A 15,813-nucleotide genomic window follows, 5' to 3' on the forward strand; every position below is an offset into this window, starting at 1 on the left:
GCCAAGTCAGGTCGATACACCATCTATCTGCGAAGAAGATGCCTTATTTAGCGACTTCGACGAGACAGTTGCCCGTTTGAAAGCCTTTGATATTGACGCGGGCATCGAACAGGAGGAGGAGAGTAAGCTCTCCTCTTTGCCGACCATTGGAAATAATCAGCATGACGTCAAATAGCTCTCCCCAAACCGGCACCTTGGTGGTGCTGATGTTGCAACACCATTTGGCTGCCTGGCAGGCTGCGCCACAACAGCCAGTGCACGATCTACCTATTGAAGGGGAGATAAATTGGCTGCCAACCAATGCCCGGGCCAGCTGTGTGCCCCAGTCACTCGCCGACCTGGATGAACGGGTCGGGTGCCAACTCCCCCTGCTGCTGGTCTATGATGCAGCCAGCCAGCCAATGCTGGAGGAGGCTTTGCCTCAATCGGTTGCACGGTTCAAAGGGCGTAACTGGCAGATCGTCTCTTATGACAAGTGGCGGGAACGTTTTGCTATAGGCCTACTTGAAACTGCTTTACCACCCCGCGACTGGATTGCCGAGCAGTTGTTGCCCATGTTGCTGGCGGCAGATGATATTAGCGAGCGCGAGCGTCTGCGGGAGGCCACTCGTCATCAGCATGAGTCATTGAGTGAGCAAATGCAGCTGGAGCGGCAGAGCCTGGAGCGAGAGAACGAAATCCTGCGAAGACAGATAGCTGCATTACGAACAGTCGATGCCGAGCGGTTGATCACCTTTCTACCAGCTCTTTTCCCTCGAGTGTTTAGTGTGATCAATGGCCGGGATCTGGCCCTGTTGACCGGGCGCATCGAGCCTTATGCGCTGCCTAACCCTTATCCGGAGCCCAGTGAAGAGAGCCTCTTTGTGCTGCAACGCAAATTCAGGGTGCTTCCCCGTGAACAGCAAGCACAGATTGTCGCGTTTATGGCGGAATTACCGCAGCGGCAACTATTGAAACCTCGTTCAGAGATGCGGGAGCTGGTACTTGTACTTGAGAACGAGGTGCTTAATGGAAGAGGCTAATCGTATGGCTAAACCGGGTTTATCTGGCAAACAACAAAAACGTCTGGATGAGTTAGCCAGAGAGTGGGAGGTTGAATCCAGAGGGATGTCAATTGGTTTTCACACAAGTGATTTGCATTTGTTGCTGCAGCATTTTGCGCCGCTGCAACAACTGATCCGCCAGTTAGCCGCTGGCGGTGAGGGGACAGTGCAAACGAACGTCATACAGCCTGCATCCACCACTTATTGTGATGACGCCTTGACCCTTGCCCAACAGTCTGCATCAGTTCAGCCGGATCAACAGAATGAACTGACGACCCGGCTGAAACAGGAACGTGACCAGCGTGCTCAGCTTGAAAATAAATTGAGTGAGGCCGCCAGCCACCTATTGCAATCGCAGCAGCAATGCCAGCGGCTAGAGCAGGCTCTGCGGCAAGAGCAAGCCTTACGGCATACAGCACAAACCGAGCTAAGCGAGACGGCATCTCGTTTGCAACAATTGGAACAGCAGCAGCGCCATCATGCCGAGCTGGATGCGTTGCGCCAAGCCGGACAATCCCCCGTGGTCAAGTTGCTCTGTCAGGATATCAGTCTGGCCACCGATCTGGGGCTCGATGGCATGGGGGCGGATGGGAGTGCAGATCTGGAGCGTTGTGTCGCCGTGCTCTCGCAGCTCGATACCATCAGGCTGCTCTGGGATCTGCTAAAAGCACGCTGTGAACAGAAGTTGCGCCCTGCAACTGATGGTGAGCTGACGCTGCTTGGGAGTGCCCTGGCATGGCATAACCACAACTGGCGGCAAAAACCCTATCAGCTCTATCAGCCAGCCTTGGCGAGCGGTTTTGACTTTAACAAAGCGCAACGCGCGGTGGGCTCTCCCCCCTCCGGTGAGTCACTGCGCGGGGTCTGGCTACCCGGGATCAGTGATCACGCAGGTCGTTTGCAGAAAAAAGCGCTGGTGATCACCGGCTAATAGCTATGCATTCAACTCATCCAACTAACGTTATGCGATATCCATTACTATGAACAACGATACGACTACCCCGTCTCGGCATCAGCCAGACTTTATTGCGCACTATCAAGATGTGCTTGTCGATTTTACCAACTCACTCGGCCGCCATCGCTTCTGGCATATCTGCCCGCTAAATAGTGAAGAGCCTTGTGGCCTGTTTGATGCCGAAACCGGGCTAAAATATCCGCCCTTGCATCAGCTCAAAGCTTTTATCAAAAGTAATCCCTTTTTGTATGTGCTCGACCATCAGCAGAAACAGTTGGCAACGTTTGAGACGAAACACCGTCTGCTGTGGCACAACGATGGCCAATTATCAATTCGTCACACGTATTCAACCGCTATCGAGAAGATGAAGCAGTATCAAACGCCAGGGCTAAGTGGTTGGATGGTTCCTTCGATTGAGGAGTTCAGAGCCTTCTGGGCACTACCTGGTAACCCGCATAGAACTGGGGTGCGTTTACACGAACAGTATGCTTGGTTTACAAGGGAATATCGTTGTGATATTGACGATTGGACTCTGTCTGATGTTAACAATACTAACGGCGGTTATATCTATGCGCGTAGTAATGAGTGGCAGCAACTATCCATAGCCAAATTGATGGCTGCCATGGTCAGTTCGCAACATCGTTTGATTACTCCGGATACCGAAACCAGCTGGCCGACCGAAGATAATAGTTGGCAGCCATTGAGTCATGAAGCTCTGCTGCGTGAGATCTATGAAGCGGGGCTCTGCCTGAAAGGGGTGGATATCCAAAAACAATTCAGCAATCCCATCAACGAACTGTATCTATTGGATTGGACGCCATGCCGTTTGCCGAAGCTGGAAACACCACGTCTGTCCGATCCCAACAAGGGGCTCTGGGAGCTATGGGGGGCGGATAAGTCAGAGCTCGATACCCTGGGGCTGGTGGCGCACGACCCTGCTCGCGATATCAAACTTCACAATGTGGCCATCGACTTTGGCACCAGCAGCACTGTGGTTGCCTATTGTGACGAACACGGCGCCCGCCAATTATTGCGGATCGGGGTGCGGGACTTTTATCAGGCGCCGCAAGCGAGTCACTACGAGAACCCGACCGTGCTGGAACTCCTCGACTATCAGCAGTTTATCGCTATATGGCAACAGCAGGCCTATCGCCCGGCGCTGGATTGGAGCTGGCTGCGCGCCTCACACGAGGCGAGGGAGAGTTTTAGAAGCAACCCCGGCGACACGCGGGTAATTGCCAGTATCTTGCCACGTATCAAACAGTGGGCGATGCGCTCGGAGAAGGAGCGGCTGCGCCTGACTGACTATCAGGGGTGGGAAATGGTGCTGCCGTCCCTTACCGAACGCAACCCGGTAGGTGGGGAGCCGATGCAGGTCAATGAACAATACCTTTTTGATCCGGTCGAGCTCTATGCCTGGTATCTGGGGATGGCCATCAACTGGCGCGAGCGCGGCCTCTACCTCAAGTACCATATGACCTTCCCGGCCAAGTACGAACGAGCCACCAAAGACAAGATCCTCGCCAGTTTTCGCCGCGGCTTGCAGCGCAGCCTGCCGATCTCGCTGGTCAACCAGACCGAAATCCTGCGCCAATTCGAGGTGCGTGAACTGGCTTCAGAGCCTGCGGCCTATGCCGCGGCCGCGTTGCCCCAGCTCGAGCTGACGCTCGATGATGAGGGGCTCGCCTATGCGGTCTTCGACTTTGGCGGTGGCACCACTGATTTTGACTTTGGTCTTTGGCGCTGGGCCACTGAAGAGGAGGAGGCTGAGGGTTACGAACAGGTGTTTGAGTCGATCCACTCCTCTGGCGATAACTTCTTGGGGGGGGAGAACCTGCTGGAACATCTGGTCTATGACGCTTTCCAATACAATCTGGATGTATGCCGCGAGCACAAGATCCACTTCACTCGCCCCATTGATGGTGAACGCTTTGCCGGGGATGAGGCCTTCGTCCAACCGACCCAGGCGGCACAGACCAATACAGCGATGCTGGCTTCAGCGCTGCGCCCATTTATGGAGGGTGAAGATGGCAAGCTTGAGGGCCAGTTAAAGATGACCTTGCTGGATGTGGATGGTCAACTGAGGCAATGTGAGTTGATTCTTGATAAAGAGGATCTGGACGATTTACTGGAGGATCGCATCGAGGATGGGCTGATAGCCTTTCTGCAAGAGTTGGCGCATGTTGTCGATCAATTTGCTGGTAAAACGGTACATGTATTGCTTGCTGGTAATGGCAGCCGTTCCCGTCATCTTGCCCAACTGCTTGATGCGAATCTGTTGCAAGAGCTGCTGGTTGATGTGTTTGGGGAGACGCCGCCCAAGCTTGAAATTCATCCTCCGCTGGCCATCGATGAAGAGGATCACCATTCACCCACGGCCAAAACCGGGGTTGCACTCGGCTTGCTGCGTCTGTGCCCCGGTGAGGGGGTCAAGCTGATAGACCGGGTTCGTTCATCCTGCAGTGATGAGGCACCCTTTCGCTATTATGTCGGTGGGGTTCGTCGCGGACAGTTTGATGCCAAGCTAACCCCGACCAGTGGCAGGGAAGGTTGGACAATGTTGGGAGTGATGCCCCAGAAGGTGTTCAAGCTATGTTATAGCCAGAGTCCACGGGCAAGGAGCGGGATGGCTGAGGGGGATCCAGAGCTGCTTACTCGGCGCATCGATTTTCCTGCTGCACCACTTGGCGCTAAGATCTTTGTGCGGGCGATCCAGCCTGGCATTATGGAGCTGGCCGTCGCACAGGATGAGTCGGCGTTGAGAAACAACACCATTGCTCATCAAAAAATCGATTTGGATACTGGGTTGATGATGAACTGAATAGGGAGTGAGGTGCCGTGATATCCTGTGGTTCCTCACTCTTGGTTGTTCATGTTATTCACCAGACCCTGACATTTTGGGTTGGATCATCGAGTAAAGGCTCCCGCCATGCCGAGAGCCTTTCTTATTTACATCTCTCTTTGCTGGATCTGGTAGAAGCCGCCCTCTGGTGATTCTGGTATGGGAACAATTCGGCAAGCGGCGAGGTATTGCTTGCCGTATTGCTGGGGCGGGATGAGCGAGTGCGGCTTGTTTATGGTCTGCTGGTGGGTGCTTTCTACATGGGTGAGTTATTAAGATTCGATCGAGGTCGTTTGAATTCTGCAGCAAGTGCTTTAAATATAACAGGAAAATGAACTTCTGCAGTTTATGTCCACGAACTTCTGCATGTGGTGTTTCAAATATGAAACAGCTGGACGGGTCTGGCTTGGCTCTATTACGGCAAAAACGGGTGAAGTTCTGTCGGTTTAGTTGCTCAGTCGAACACCGTTGCTTTTTGTAGCAATGATCCTCAAATTTCACCACGTCCTAATTGTGTACCACTCTCATCAGCGTTAGAGCCATAAACCTTTATAAATCAGGATATTAAAAAATATATATTGCAAAACGTGGAAGTAGAAGGTGGGCTCGCTGCCGGGCTGTGCTGTTTTGCTCATGTTGCTCATGTTGCTCATGTTGCTCATGTTGCTCATGTTGCTCATGTTGCTCATGTTGCTCGAGGTGAGGTGTCCGATGGCGGCGCCATGGCGCCTGGGTGGGCGGTGCCATGCACCGCAGTTGCCAGCATGGTAAACCATAGCGCAGGCAGAGCGAAGCCCGGGCGCCCTGGCTGCCGGTTTATTGAACGCTCAAGGGGGGCGGCTCAGGGGGCTGTGCAGGATTGCGGCTGGATGGGGGATTATCGGGCCGTACCCGGGGGCAGCGGCATCAGGGTGTGGAGGTCGAGCAGGGTGAAGTAGCCGCCTTCGTCGGGATACCAGCCGCCGGTGTCTATGTAGTAGACGTTGCCAAGACGGGCCGGGCGGCCCACCGGGGTGTGGCCCACCACCAGGGCGACGAGATCCTCGACACCGCTCTCGTCCATCCGCTCGATGCGGCGCCTTGACCAGAGGCAGACGTTCTTGATGGCGCGCAGCCTGCCGCCGCTCACCCCCGCATCCAGTTGGTCCAGCAGCCCCTGCCAGGAGGGGAAGGGGCAATCGGCGTGGAGCAGCCCGACCGGGCCGGCCGGGGTGGCCACCTCGATGGCAAGGGGCAGGGTGCGGTAGTGGGCGGCGAACGCCTCCTGCTCGTCCGGGGTCAACTGCTGAAACCAGCCGCCGCCGTTCTGGATCCAGTTCTCCCGATCGCAGCTCTCGTAGCGGCAGACGTAGTCGTCGTGATTGCCGCAGACAGGGTGAAACCAGGGCCTGGCCAGCCACTCGAGCACGGCTGTGCAGTCGGGGCCGCGATCCGTCAGATCCCCCACGGAGAAGAGGCGATCCCGAGCGGAGTCGAATCCCGCCTGGTTGAGGGTCTGTTCCAGCCGCGAAAAGTAGCCGTGGATATCGCCGACGGCAAGATCCCGCCCCAGAGGATTGCGGGAGAAGCGTCTGATCAGCGGGGACGGGTTCATGGCTAGCCTCCTTGCCTGGTCGGTGCGCGACAACGGCGGTTGCGCGATGACCCGTTAATGGCCCATGGATAGCTGCAGCATGGCACGCTTGGCCTCGACCTTGAAGAGGTAAACGCCGGCGTGCCCGGACGCGCCGCCTCACCGGGATAAAAAATGCCAGTCGGTGTCGACTGGCATGGTGTGAGGGCGGTCCGTCGTCGGGATCAGAGCAGATCTTCGAGCTGGTACTTCTTGAGCAGGGTGTCGAAGGTGCCGTCGGCCTTGACGCTCTCGATGGCGGCATCGAAGCGGGCCTTGAGCTTGTCATCGTTCTTGCGCAGGGCCACCGCCACTCCTTCTCCCAGGATCTTGTCCTGGGTGCCGTTGAACTGGGGACCGACGAAGGCGAACTGCTTGCCCATCTCCTTGTCGAGGAAGCCCACCTTCAACTGCACCATGTTGCCGAAGGTGTAGTCGGCGCGGCTGGACTGCAGATCCAGCATGGGGGACTGGGCGTTGACGTAGCGCTTGATCTTGGCCACCTCGCCGTAGCGGGCGGTGATGAAGTTGTCCTGGGGGGTGCCCTCCTGCACCGCGATCACCTTGCCCTTGAAGTGCTCAGGGGTGTCGGCAAAGTCGCCCGCCTTGTCGCTGCGCCCCACGAAGCGGTTCTGCATCATGTAGTAGACCTGGCTGAAGGCGACCTTCTGGCGCCGCTCGTCGGTGATGTTCATGGAGGACATGATGGCGTCGTACTTGCGCACCTGCAGACCGGGCAGCAGGGCATCCCAGGGCTGGTTGATCACCTCGCACTCGGTCTTCATGGCCGCGCACAGGGCGTAGGCGAGATCGACCTCGAAGCCGCCGAGCTTGCCGCTGCTGTCGACCATCTCGAACGGGGGATAGGTGGCGTCGGTGGCGATCACCAGGGGTTTGGCGGCGGCCTGGCCGGTGGTGGCCAGGGCCACCAGCATCATCAGTGTGTTGAGTTTCATGGTCAGTCCCTTGAAGTGTGGTGTCATTCCTAGCGTGCTAAAGGGTGCCGGCCTCAAGGGCCGACGGCTATCTTGCGATGGGCGAGGGCCGGCAGCTGGCTGCGCACCCTGCGCTGGGCTGCCAGATCCAGGGTGGCGATGGCCAGTCCCTGACCCTCCTCTACCTGGGCCAGCACCCGGCCCCAGGGATCGATGATCATGCTGTGGCCGAAGGTGCGCCGCCCGCCGGGGTGCTCACCACCCTGGGCGCTGGCCAGCACGAAGGCCAGGTTCTCCACCGCCCGGGCCCGCAGCAGCAGCTCCCAGTGCGCGAGCCCCGTGGTGTGGGTGAAGGCGGCGGGCAGGGCGATGAAGTCGGGGGCAGGCCCCAGGCGAAACAGCTCCGGGAAGCGCAGGTCGTAGCAGATCCCAAAGCGCAGCATGCCCCAGGGCAGGGGATGGCTCACCACCTCCCGGCCCGGGCTCATGGTCGCGGCCTCGTCATACTGCTCCTGCCCTGTGCAAAAGCCAAACAGGTGCAGCTTGTCGTAGCGGCTCGCGAGCGCCCCTTGCGGGTCGATGAGCAGGCTGCTGTTGTGCATCTTGCCGGGCTCGTCGCTTTCAAGGGGCAGGGTGCCCGCCAGCAGCCAGACTCCGAGCTCCCGGGCCAGCTTCCGGGCCCAGGCCAGCAGGGGGTGACTGCTCACGGGGGCGGCCAGGGCCACCCGCGCCCGCTCGTCAACCGGCATCAGGTAGAAGTATTCGGGCAGCAGGGCCAGCTCGGCCCCCTCGGCCGCAGCCTGGCGCAGCAGGGCCTCGGCCTGGGCCAGGTTGTGGTCGAGATCATCCCCGGAGACCATCTGGATAACGGCAACGCGCACTGAATCCATGGTGCCTCCTAGACGCCGCACAGGCGCTCGGCGCCCGCCAGCAGGGTGTCGTCATCCTTGGAGAAGGAGAGACGGATGACCCGCTGATCCGTGCCGTCGTGATAGAAGGCGGAGACCGGAATGGTGGCGACCCCGTGATCGCGGATGAGCCGCTGCACGAAGAGGCTGTCCGGCTCGTCGCTGATGCGCTCGTAGCTCGCCAGCATGAAGAAGCTGCCCGCCGAGGGGAGCAGGGTCAGGCGCGAATCCGCCAGGGCCGAGGTCAGCAGGTCGCGCTTGCGCTGGTAGAAGGCCGCCAGCCCCTGATAGTGGGCCGGTTGCTGCAACAGGTGGGCGAAGCCGTACTGCATGGGGGTGTCGGCGGCGAACATGGCGAACTGGTGCACCTTGCGGATCTCCTCCATCAGGGGGCGGGGGGCCACGCAGTAACCCACCCGCCAGCCGGTGACGTGGAAGGTCTTGCCGAAGGAGAAGACGGCGACGGAGCGCTCCACCAGCTCCGGATAGCGAATGACGCTCTGGTGCAGGGCGCCGTCGAATACCACGTGCTCGTACACCTCGTCCGAGAGAATGAGAATGTCGGTGCCGCGCACCAGGCGGGCGAGGCGCTCCTGATCCCCCGCCTGCCAGACGGTACCGGTGGGGTTGTGGGGGGTGTTGAGCACTATCATGCGGGTGCGCGGGGTGATGCGGGCGGCCACCTCCTCCCAGGGGATGGCAAAGTCCGGCGCCTTGAGGGCGATCACCACAGGGGTGGCCCCCTGCAGCTGGATCATGGGGCGGTAGCTGTCGAACGCCGGCTCGAACATGATCACCTCGTCGCCGGGGTGGACCAGGGCGGTGATGGCGCAGAACAGGGCCTCGCTGGCGCTGGCGGTGATGGTGACCTCCTCGCCAGCGTCATAGTGGTGGCCGTAGCTGGTTGCTATCTTGGCCGCCAGCTGCTCGCGCAGGGCGGGCAGCCCCGTCATGGGGGCATACTGGTTCTCCCCCGCCAGCATGGCCTCGTGGGTCACCCGGATGAGCTCGGGATCGCAGGGGAAGCTCGGCGCCCCCTGGGAGAGGTTGATGCTGGGATGGCGGGCGGCCAGATCCCCGATCACGCTGAAGATGGTGGTGCCCACCTGGGGCAGTTTGCTGACAATGCGGGGGGAAGACATGGCGCCGTCACCTGAGTGTGTGAAAGAGGTCCCTTTTTAGCCCCCGCAAGGGTTGCCGGACAACGGATTATTCGGCATGTTATGCATGAGTTTTTCTCAAGCATGGAGGCTTGTATGTTGTCCGCCCAACCCCGCAGCCAGTTGCCCCTCTATGGCCTGCAGGTTTTCGAGTGTTCTGCCCGCCATCTGAGTTTCACCCTGGCCGCCGACGAGCTGTGCGTGAGCCAGGGGGCGGTGAGCAAGCAGATCGCCCAGCTGGAGGCGCGCCTGGGGCACCTGCTGTTCGTGCGCGGCACCCGCTGCCTCACCTTGACCCCGGCCGCCGAGCGGTTGCTGCCCTTCGTCCGCGAAGGGCTGGCCCGCATGGGGGAGGGGCTCAGCGCCTTGCAGACCCTGCCCCACGAGCAGGCGATCAGCATCAAGGTGCCCTCCTGCGCCAGCCGCTGGTTGCTGCGGCGGTTGCAGGCATTCGAGGGGGAAGCGGTGGAGGTGCGCGGCAGCCACAGCCACGGCATCGACTTCTCCCGGGAGCCCTTCGATCTCGCCATCGTCTATCAGCCCTGCCTGGGGCGCTATCCCCACAGCCAGCCCCTGTTTCGGGAGCGGCTGACCCCGGTCTGCGCCCCGGCGTTTGCCGCCAAGCATCGTCTGTTCGAGCGCGACCTGAACGAGCTGCCCCTGCTGCCCCTCATCCATGCCAGCGCCGATCGGCGGGACTGGCGCAACTGGTTTGCCGCCTTCCTCGACATCCCCTGGCAGCCCCAGGGGGGGCAGCTGTTCGATACCCTGGACTTGGCGATGAATGCCGCCCTGCAGGGGTTCGGCCTCTCCCTCGGGGATCCCACCATAGTGGCCGAGGAGCTGGAGAGCGGCGCCCTGGTCGCCCCCTTTGCCCCCGTGCTGGAGACGGATCACGAATACGCCCTGCTCGCCCGCCCCGACAGCCGGCGCCACGGGGTGCAGCGGGTCTGTCACTGGCTGCTGGAGGGGGAGGCGCACCCTTGAGGGGGCATTAAAAGAAACAGCCCCGCACGCGGGGCTGTTGTCATGATGGTGGCTGCTGGCCCAGGAAGGGATCAGTGGCAGATCTTGTAGTAGACCTCGTTCCAGCGCAGTTGCTCCTTGAGTTCGGGGATGCGGGTGTGCTCGTCGATCACCACGAACTCTATACCCAGGATGTCGGCGAAGGTGCGCAGCTGCTCTATGTCCACCGATTGGGTGAACACCGAGTGGTGGGCGGCCCCGGCCAGGATCCAGGCTTCGGCGCTGGTCTGCAGGTCCGGCAGGGGTTTCCACAGGGCGCTGGCCACCGGCAGTTTCGGCATGGCCTCTGGCAGGTCCACCACCTCCAGCTGATTGACCACCAGCCGGAAGCGATTGCCGAGATCGATGAGGCTGGCGTTGACCGCCTTGCCGGCGGGGGCCGCAAACAGCAGGCGGGCCGGATCGGCCTTCTTTCCTATGCCCAGGTGCTGGGCGTCCAGCACGGGTTTGCCTGCGGCGATGGAGGGGCAGACCTCCAGCATATGGGCTCCCAGCACCAGGTTGTTGCCCGCTTCCAGGTGGTAGGTGTAGTCCTCCATGAAGGAGGTGCCCCCCGCAAGGCCTGCGCCCATCACTTTCAGGGTGCGCAGCAGGGCCGCTGTCTTCCAGTCCCCTTCCGCCCCAAAACCGAAGCCTTGCTGCATCAGACGCTGGCACGCCAGCCCCGGCAACTGGTGCAGGCCATGGAGATCCTCGAAGGTGGTGGTGAAGGCGCCAAAACTGCCGTCGGTGAGGAACTTCTTCATCCCCAGCTCCTGGCGCGCCGCCTCATACAGGGAGGCGCGAAGGGGCCCGCCCGCCTGCACCGCCTCGGTCAGGGTGTAGGTCGCCTCATATTCGGCCAGCAGCGCCTCGATGTCGCTTGCGGGCACGGCGTCGATCACCTTCACCAGATCGCCGACCGGGTGGTAGTTCACCTGATAGCCGAACTGGATCTGGGCCTCAATCTTGTCGCCCTCGGTGACCGCCACGTTGCGCATGTTGTCGCCAAAACGGGCGATCTTCAGGTGGCGGCTGTCGTGGATGGCGGCGGCGACCCGCATCCAGTTGCCAATCTTCTGTCTGGCCTCTTCATCCTGCCAGTGGCCGACCACCACGGTGCGGGGCAGCCGCAGGCGGGCCCCCATGAAGCCGAACTCGCGCCCACCGTGGGCGGTCTGGTTCAGGTTCATGAAGTCCATGTCGATCTCGCTCCAGGGGAGATCCCGGTTGAACTGGGTGTGGAACTGCAGCAGGGGTTTTTGCAACTGGCTGAGGGCCGGGATCCACATCTTGGCGGGGGAGAAGGTGTGCATCCACACCATGAGCCCGGCGCAGCGCTGGTCGTGGTTGGCATCCCGGGCCACCGCGCTTATCTCGTCGAGGGTGGTGCCGGTGGGCTTGAGCACTATCCTGAGGGGCAGGCTCGCCCCCTCGTTGAGCTGGCTGGTGATGGTGTGGGCGTGATCGGCCACCTGCTTCAATGTGGTGGCGCCATACAGGTGCTGGCTGCCGACCAGGAACCACACTTCCAGCTGTTTCATCAATTCCATGAACTTGTCCTCTCTTTAAGCTTTTGTCTGGCCGTAATAGGCGTGTTTGCCGTGCTTGCGCTGGTAGTGCTTCTCCAGCAGGTAATCGGGCAGGGGGCGGGCCCCCGGGTTTATCTGGCCGGTGAGCCAGGCCATGCGCGCCACCTCCTCCAGCACCACGGCGTTGTGCACCGCATCCTCGGCGCTCTTGCCCCAGCTGAAGGGGCCGTGGTTGGCCACCAGCACCCCCGGCATGGTGAGGATGGGGGTCTGCCTGAGGGTCTCGACGATGAGGTGGCCGGTCAGCCCCTCGTAGTCCTCCTCGACCTCGCCCGGGGTGAGCAGGCGCGAGCAGGGGATCTCGCCGTGGAAGTAGTCGGCCTGGGTGGTGCCGAAGATCGGGATGGCGCGGCCCGCCTGGGCCCAGGCGGTGGCATGGGTGGAGTGGGTGTGCACCACGCCGCCAAGCTCGGGGTAGGCGCGATAGAGCACCAGGTGGGTGGCGGTGTCGGAGGAGGGGCGCAAGGCGCCTTCCACCTGCTTGCCCGCCAGATCCAGCACCACCATGTCCTCGAGCAGCATCCGCTCGTAACTGACGCCGCTTGGCTTTATCACCACCAGATTGCGCTCTCTGTCGATGCCGCTCACGTTGCCCCAGGTGAAGGTCACCAGCTCGTGGCGCGGCAGATCCAGGTTGGCGACGAGCACCTGCTCCTTGAGCACCTTGAGGTTCATGCCGGTACCCCCCGGTTGTAGAGCGGTTCGGCGGCGGCGCCCCAGGCGAGGTAGCGCTGGTAGAGGCGCTCATATTCGGCGACCCGCTCGGGGTCAGGCTGGTGGGTGCGCTCCACGGCGCTCGCCATGTGGTGCTGGGCCTTGGCCACATCGGGATGGATCCCGGCCGCCACGGCGGCAAAGATGGCCGCCCCCAGGGCGCAGCACTGATCCGAGGCCACCACCTGGATGGGGCGATTCATCACGTCGCTGCAGGTCTGCATCACGGTCGTTGATTTGCGGGCTATGCCGCCCAGGGCGATCACCTGCTCCACCGGCACCTGCTGACTGGTCATGCACTCCATGATGCTGCGGGCCCCGAAGGCGGTGGAGGCCACCAGGGCACCGAACAGATCGGGGGCATCGGTGCCGAGGTTGATGCCGGTGAGGGTGCCCTGCAGGCGCTGGTTGGCGTAGGGGGTGCGGCGGCCGTTGAACCAGTCGAGCACCACCGGCAGGTGGGCGAGGTCCCGCTGCTGCTCCCAGGCGGCGGCGAGGCTTGGCAGCAGCTCCCGCTTGTGGGCCTCGATGGCGGTGCGCAGCTCCGGATACTGGGCGGCGAGGCTCTCCAGCGGCCAGCCGAGCTGGCGCTGATACCAGGCGTAGATGTCGCCGAACGCCGATTGCCCCGCCTCCAGCCCCACCATGCCCGGCACCACGCTGCCGTCCACCTGGCCGCAGATCCCGGCAATGGCCCTATCGCCTATGGTGGCCTCATCGGCGATCAGGATGTCGCAGGTGGAGGTGCCTATCACCTTGACCAGGGCATTGTTGCCGGCCCCGGCCCCCACCGCCCCCATGTGGCAGTCGAAGGCGCCGCCCGCGATCACCACCTCGCAGGAGAGATGCAGCCGCTCCGCCCACTCCGGGGTCAGGGTGCCGACTGGCAGATCGGCGGTCCAGCTGTCGGTAAAGAGGGGGAAGTCGAGATCCTCCGTCAACAGCGGATCCAGGGCATTGAGGAAGTCGGCGGGGGGCAGGCCGCCCCAGCTCGGGTGCCAGAGGGACTTGTGGCCGGCGGCGCAGCGCCCGCGCCGGATGTCGGCCGGGGCCTGGGTGCCGCTCAGGATGGCGGGTACCCAGTCGCACAGCTCGACCCAGTTGCAGGCGGCGGCGCGCACCGCGGCATCGGCGCGGGAGACGTGCAGTATCTTGGCCCAGAACCACTCGGAGGAGTAGATGCCGCCGATGTAGCGGCTGTAGTCGGGGAACTGGCCGCCGTGGCACAGGGCGGTGATGGCCTCCGCCTCCTCGATGGCGGTGTGATCCTTCCACAGCACGAACATGGCGTTGGGGTTGTCGGCAAACTCCGGACGCAGGGCCAGCACGCGCCCCTCCCTGTCGATGGGGGCAGGGGTGGAGCCTGTGCTGTCCACTCCGATGCCGCGCACGGCGGTGCGCTGGGCCGGGGTGAGCTGGCTCACCACCGCCACCACCGCCTGCTCCATGGACTCCAGATAGTCGAGGGGGTGGTGGCGGAACTGGTTGTTGACCGGCTGGCAGTAGTGGCCTGCCTGCCAGCGGGGGTAATAGACGACCTGGGTCGCCAGCTCGGCGCCGTCCTGGCAGCGCACGGCGAGTGCCCTGACCGAGTCGCTGCCGAAATCGAGTCCGATGACGATGTGCTCGGACCTGGGGTGCTCAGACATAAGTGCTCCTGACCATCAATGAGGGGTGACTGGGGAGGAACCATAGGAGATGGGCAGGAGGGGCGGTTAGCCATTGGCTGCTGGAAATATGGATTTTAACGCTGTCAGTGCGAGAGGGTGACGGCTCTCGAAAATTCAATATGTAACGATTTTGCTAAATATATAGACAAAATGGCTGCAATCTCATGGCGTGATCCTGCTCTCCATTTTTCCATGTGAAAACGATTACAACTTGGTTCGCTCATCTAGCAACAACAATAACGTCCTGTTTAAGCATGATTTAGATGGCTGTGACTTGACTGACTCAAGGAGCAGCACTGCGTGGATACATGGATTGATAGAACCGTTGGAGACATTCGCATGAACAAAATCGTTAAAGGCATGATCGCGATGGGGTTTGCCATGGGTATGGCAAATTCTGCTTTCTCGGCCGAGGCGCTGAAGCTGGGCTACCTGGTCAAACAGCCGGAGGAGCCCTGGTTCCAGACCGAGTGGAACTTCGCCGACAAGGCGGGCAAGGATCTCGGTTTCGAGGTGATCAAGATAGCCGTGCCCGATGGGGAGAAGACCCTCAATGCCATCGACAGCCTGGCGGCCAACGGCGCCAAGGGCTTCGTCATCTGTACCCCTGATCCCAAGCTCGGGGCCGCCATCATGGCCAAGGCCAACAGCATGGATCTCAAGGTCATCACGGTGGACGACCAGTTCGTCAACGCCAAGGGTCAGCCCATGGAGCAGGTGCCCCTGGTGATGATGGCCGCCACCAAGATTGGTGAACGCCAGGGTCAGGAGCTCTACAAGGAGATGCAAAAACGCCAGTGGGATGTGAAGGCCACCGGGGTGCTAGCCATCACCGCCGACGAGCTGGACACCGCCCGTCGCCGGGTCGACGGCTCCCTGAGCGCACTCAAGGCCGCCGGTTTCCCCGAAGGCCAGATCTACCGCTCTCCCACCAAGGCCAACGACATTCCGGGTGCCCTGGATGCCGCCAACTCCATGCTGGTGCAGCACCCCGAGGTGAAGAACTGGCTCATCGTCGGCATGAATGACAACACTGTGCTCGGCGGTGTGCGCGCCACCGAAGGGCAGGGCTTCAAGGCCGACAACGTCATCGGCATCGGCATCAATGGTGTGGATGCGGTGAACGAGCTCTCCAAGTCCAGCGCCACCGGCTTCCTCGGCTCCTTGCTGCCAAGCCCGGACGTGCACGGCTACAAGAGCATCCAGATGCTCCATGACTGGGTAGTCAACGGCGCCGAGCCGGCCAAGTTCACCGAGGTGACCGACGTGGTGCTCATCACCCGCGACAACTTCAAGGTCGAGCTGCAGAAGAAAGGTCTGTGATCGCCAATCCCTGATACCCATGCCGGCATGGCGCCCTGCGCCGTGCCGGCTGGC

The 15,813-nt window shown here is 61.3% G+C and carries 12 protein-coding genes; 5 read left to right on the forward strand and 7 right to left on the reverse strand.

Annotation, left to right across the window (positions count from 1 at the left end; translation table 11 throughout):
• Positions 1 to 161: 161 nt before the first annotated feature.
• The 3 genes from AC3WR3_RS02165 to AC3WR3_RS02175 are packed head-to-tail and all read left to right on the forward strand — an operon-like array spanning position 162 to position 4,819.
• Positions 162 to 1,022, forward strand: coding sequence for a hypothetical protein (locus tag AC3WR3_RS02165; RefSeq protein ID WP_492291036.1), 861 nt, complete (start codon positions 162 to 164; stop codon positions 1,020 to 1,022).
• Entirely contained in the window at positions 1,009 to 1,974 is a 966-nt protein-coding gene (locus AC3WR3_RS02170) for a hypothetical protein (protein ID WP_492291037.1), read from the forward strand. The genes AC3WR3_RS02165 and AC3WR3_RS02170 overlap by 14 nt, the downstream gene beginning before the upstream one ends.
• Before the next feature lie 49 nt (positions 1,975 to 2,023).
• Entirely contained in the window at positions 2,024 to 4,819 is a 2,796-nt protein-coding gene (locus tag AC3WR3_RS02175; RefSeq protein WP_492291038.1) for an Hsp70 family protein, read from the forward strand.
• Between the two features lie 898 nt (positions 4,820 to 5,717).
• On the opposite strand, the gene AC3WR3_RS02180 is transcribed toward AC3WR3_RS02175, so the two are convergent.
• The 4 genes from AC3WR3_RS02180 to AC3WR3_RS02195 form a co-directional block, all read right to left on the reverse strand.
• Positions 5,718 to 6,434, reverse strand: coding sequence for a metallophosphoesterase (locus AC3WR3_RS02180; RefSeq protein ID WP_492291039.1), 717 nt, complete (start codon positions 6,432 to 6,434; stop codon positions 5,718 to 5,720).
• A gap of 203 nt (positions 6,435 to 6,637) precedes the next feature.
• Positions 6,638 to 7,408, reverse strand: a complete 771-nt coding sequence (locus AC3WR3_RS02185) for an ABC transporter substrate-binding protein (protein ID WP_139435351.1) — start codon at positions 7,406 to 7,408, stop codon at positions 6,638 to 6,640.
• A gap of 53 nt (positions 7,409 to 7,461) precedes the next feature.
• Positions 7,462 to 8,277: a carbon-nitrogen hydrolase family protein gene (locus tag AC3WR3_RS02190; RefSeq protein ID WP_492291040.1), complete on the reverse strand. Its 816-nt coding sequence runs from the start codon at positions 8,275 to 8,277 to the stop codon at positions 7,462 to 7,464.
• An 8-nt stretch (positions 8,278 to 8,285) separates the two neighbouring features.
• Positions 8,286 to 9,437: a methionine aminotransferase gene (locus tag AC3WR3_RS02195; RefSeq protein ID WP_319913785.1), complete on the reverse strand. Its 1,152-nt coding sequence runs from the start codon at positions 9,435 to 9,437 to the stop codon at positions 8,286 to 8,288.
• Between the two features lie 114 nt (positions 9,438 to 9,551).
• On the opposite strand from AC3WR3_RS02195, the gene AC3WR3_RS02200 reads away from it, so the two are divergent.
• Positions 9,552 to 10,442, forward strand: a complete 891-nt coding sequence (locus AC3WR3_RS02200) for a LysR family transcriptional regulator (RefSeq protein WP_429107875.1) — start codon at positions 9,552 to 9,554, stop codon at positions 10,440 to 10,442.
• A gap of 71 nt (positions 10,443 to 10,513) precedes the next feature.
• Here AC3WR3_RS02200 and araA read toward each other — a convergent pair whose 3' ends face one another.
• The 3 genes from araA to AC3WR3_RS02215 are packed head-to-tail and all read right to left on the reverse strand — an operon-like array spanning position 10,514 to position 14,415.
• Positions 10,514 to 12,013, reverse strand: coding sequence for an L-arabinose isomerase (gene araA / locus AC3WR3_RS02205; protein ID WP_492291041.1), 1,500 nt, complete (start codon positions 12,011 to 12,013; stop codon positions 10,514 to 10,516).
• A gap of 15 nt (positions 12,014 to 12,028) precedes the next feature.
• A complete protein-coding gene (locus tag AC3WR3_RS02210) occupies positions 12,029 to 12,727 on the reverse strand; it encodes an L-ribulose-5-phosphate 4-epimerase (RefSeq protein WP_492291042.1) in 699 nt (232 codons plus the stop codon).
• Positions 12,724 to 14,415 carry a ribulokinase gene (locus AC3WR3_RS02215; RefSeq protein WP_492291043.1) on the reverse strand — a complete coding sequence of 564 codons (1,692 nt, stop codon included), beginning with the start codon at positions 14,413 to 14,415 and terminating at the stop codon, positions 12,724 to 12,726. The genes AC3WR3_RS02210 and AC3WR3_RS02215 overlap by 4 nt, the downstream gene beginning before the upstream one ends.
• 360 nt (positions 14,416 to 14,775) lie before the next feature.
• On the opposite strand from AC3WR3_RS02215, the gene AC3WR3_RS02220 reads away from it, so the two are divergent.
• On the forward strand, positions 14,776 to 15,759 hold the full coding sequence (locus AC3WR3_RS02220; RefSeq protein WP_492291044.1) for an arabinose ABC transporter substrate-binding protein: 984 nt from the start codon (positions 14,776 to 14,778) through the stop codon (positions 15,757 to 15,759).
• Positions 15,760 to 15,813: the final 54 nt, after the last annotated feature.

This window comes from Aeromonas sp. EU05-FHT14A05 (assembly GCF_058791175.1).

Coding starts and splice junctions, on each gene's coding strand:
- AC3WR3_RS02165 (WP_492291036.1), top strand. CDS start 162: ATGACGTCAAATAGCTCTCCCCAAACCGGCACCTTGGTGGTGCTGATG.
- AC3WR3_RS02170 (WP_492291037.1), top strand. CDS start 1,009: ATGGAAGAGGCTAATCGTATGGCTAAACCGGGTTTATCTGGCAAACAA.
- AC3WR3_RS02175 (WP_492291038.1), top strand. CDS start 2,024: ATGAACAACGATACGACTACCCCGTCTCGGCATCAGCCAGACTTTATT.
- AC3WR3_RS02180 (WP_492291039.1), bottom strand. CDS start 6,434: ATGAACCCGTCCCCGCTGATCAGACGCTTCTCCCGCAATCCTCTGGGG.
- AC3WR3_RS02185 (WP_139435351.1), bottom strand. CDS start 7,408: ATGAAACTCAACACACTGATGATGCTGGTGGCCCTGGCCACCACCGGC.
- AC3WR3_RS02190 (WP_492291040.1), bottom strand. CDS start 8,277: ATGGATTCAGTGCGCGTTGCCGTTATCCAGATGGTCTCCGGGGATGAT.
- AC3WR3_RS02195 (WP_319913785.1), bottom strand. CDS start 9,437: ATGTCTTCCCCCCGCATTGTCAGCAAACTGCCCCAGGTGGGCACCACC.
- AC3WR3_RS02200 (WP_429107875.1), top strand. CDS start 9,552: ATGTTGTCCGCCCAACCCCGCAGCCAGTTGCCCCTCTATGGCCTGCAG.
- araA (WP_492291041.1), bottom strand. CDS start 12,013: ATGGAATTGATGAAACAGCTGGAAGTGTGGTTCCTGGTCGGCAGCCAG.
- AC3WR3_RS02210 (WP_492291042.1), bottom strand. CDS start 12,727: ATGAACCTCAAGGTGCTCAAGGAGCAGGTGCTCGTCGCCAACCTGGAT.
- AC3WR3_RS02215 (WP_492291043.1), bottom strand. CDS start 14,415: ATGTCTGAGCACCCCAGGTCCGAGCACATCGTCATCGGACTCGATTTC.
- AC3WR3_RS02220 (WP_492291044.1), top strand. CDS start 14,776: ATGAACAAAATCGTTAAAGGCATGATCGCGATGGGGTTTGCCATGGGT.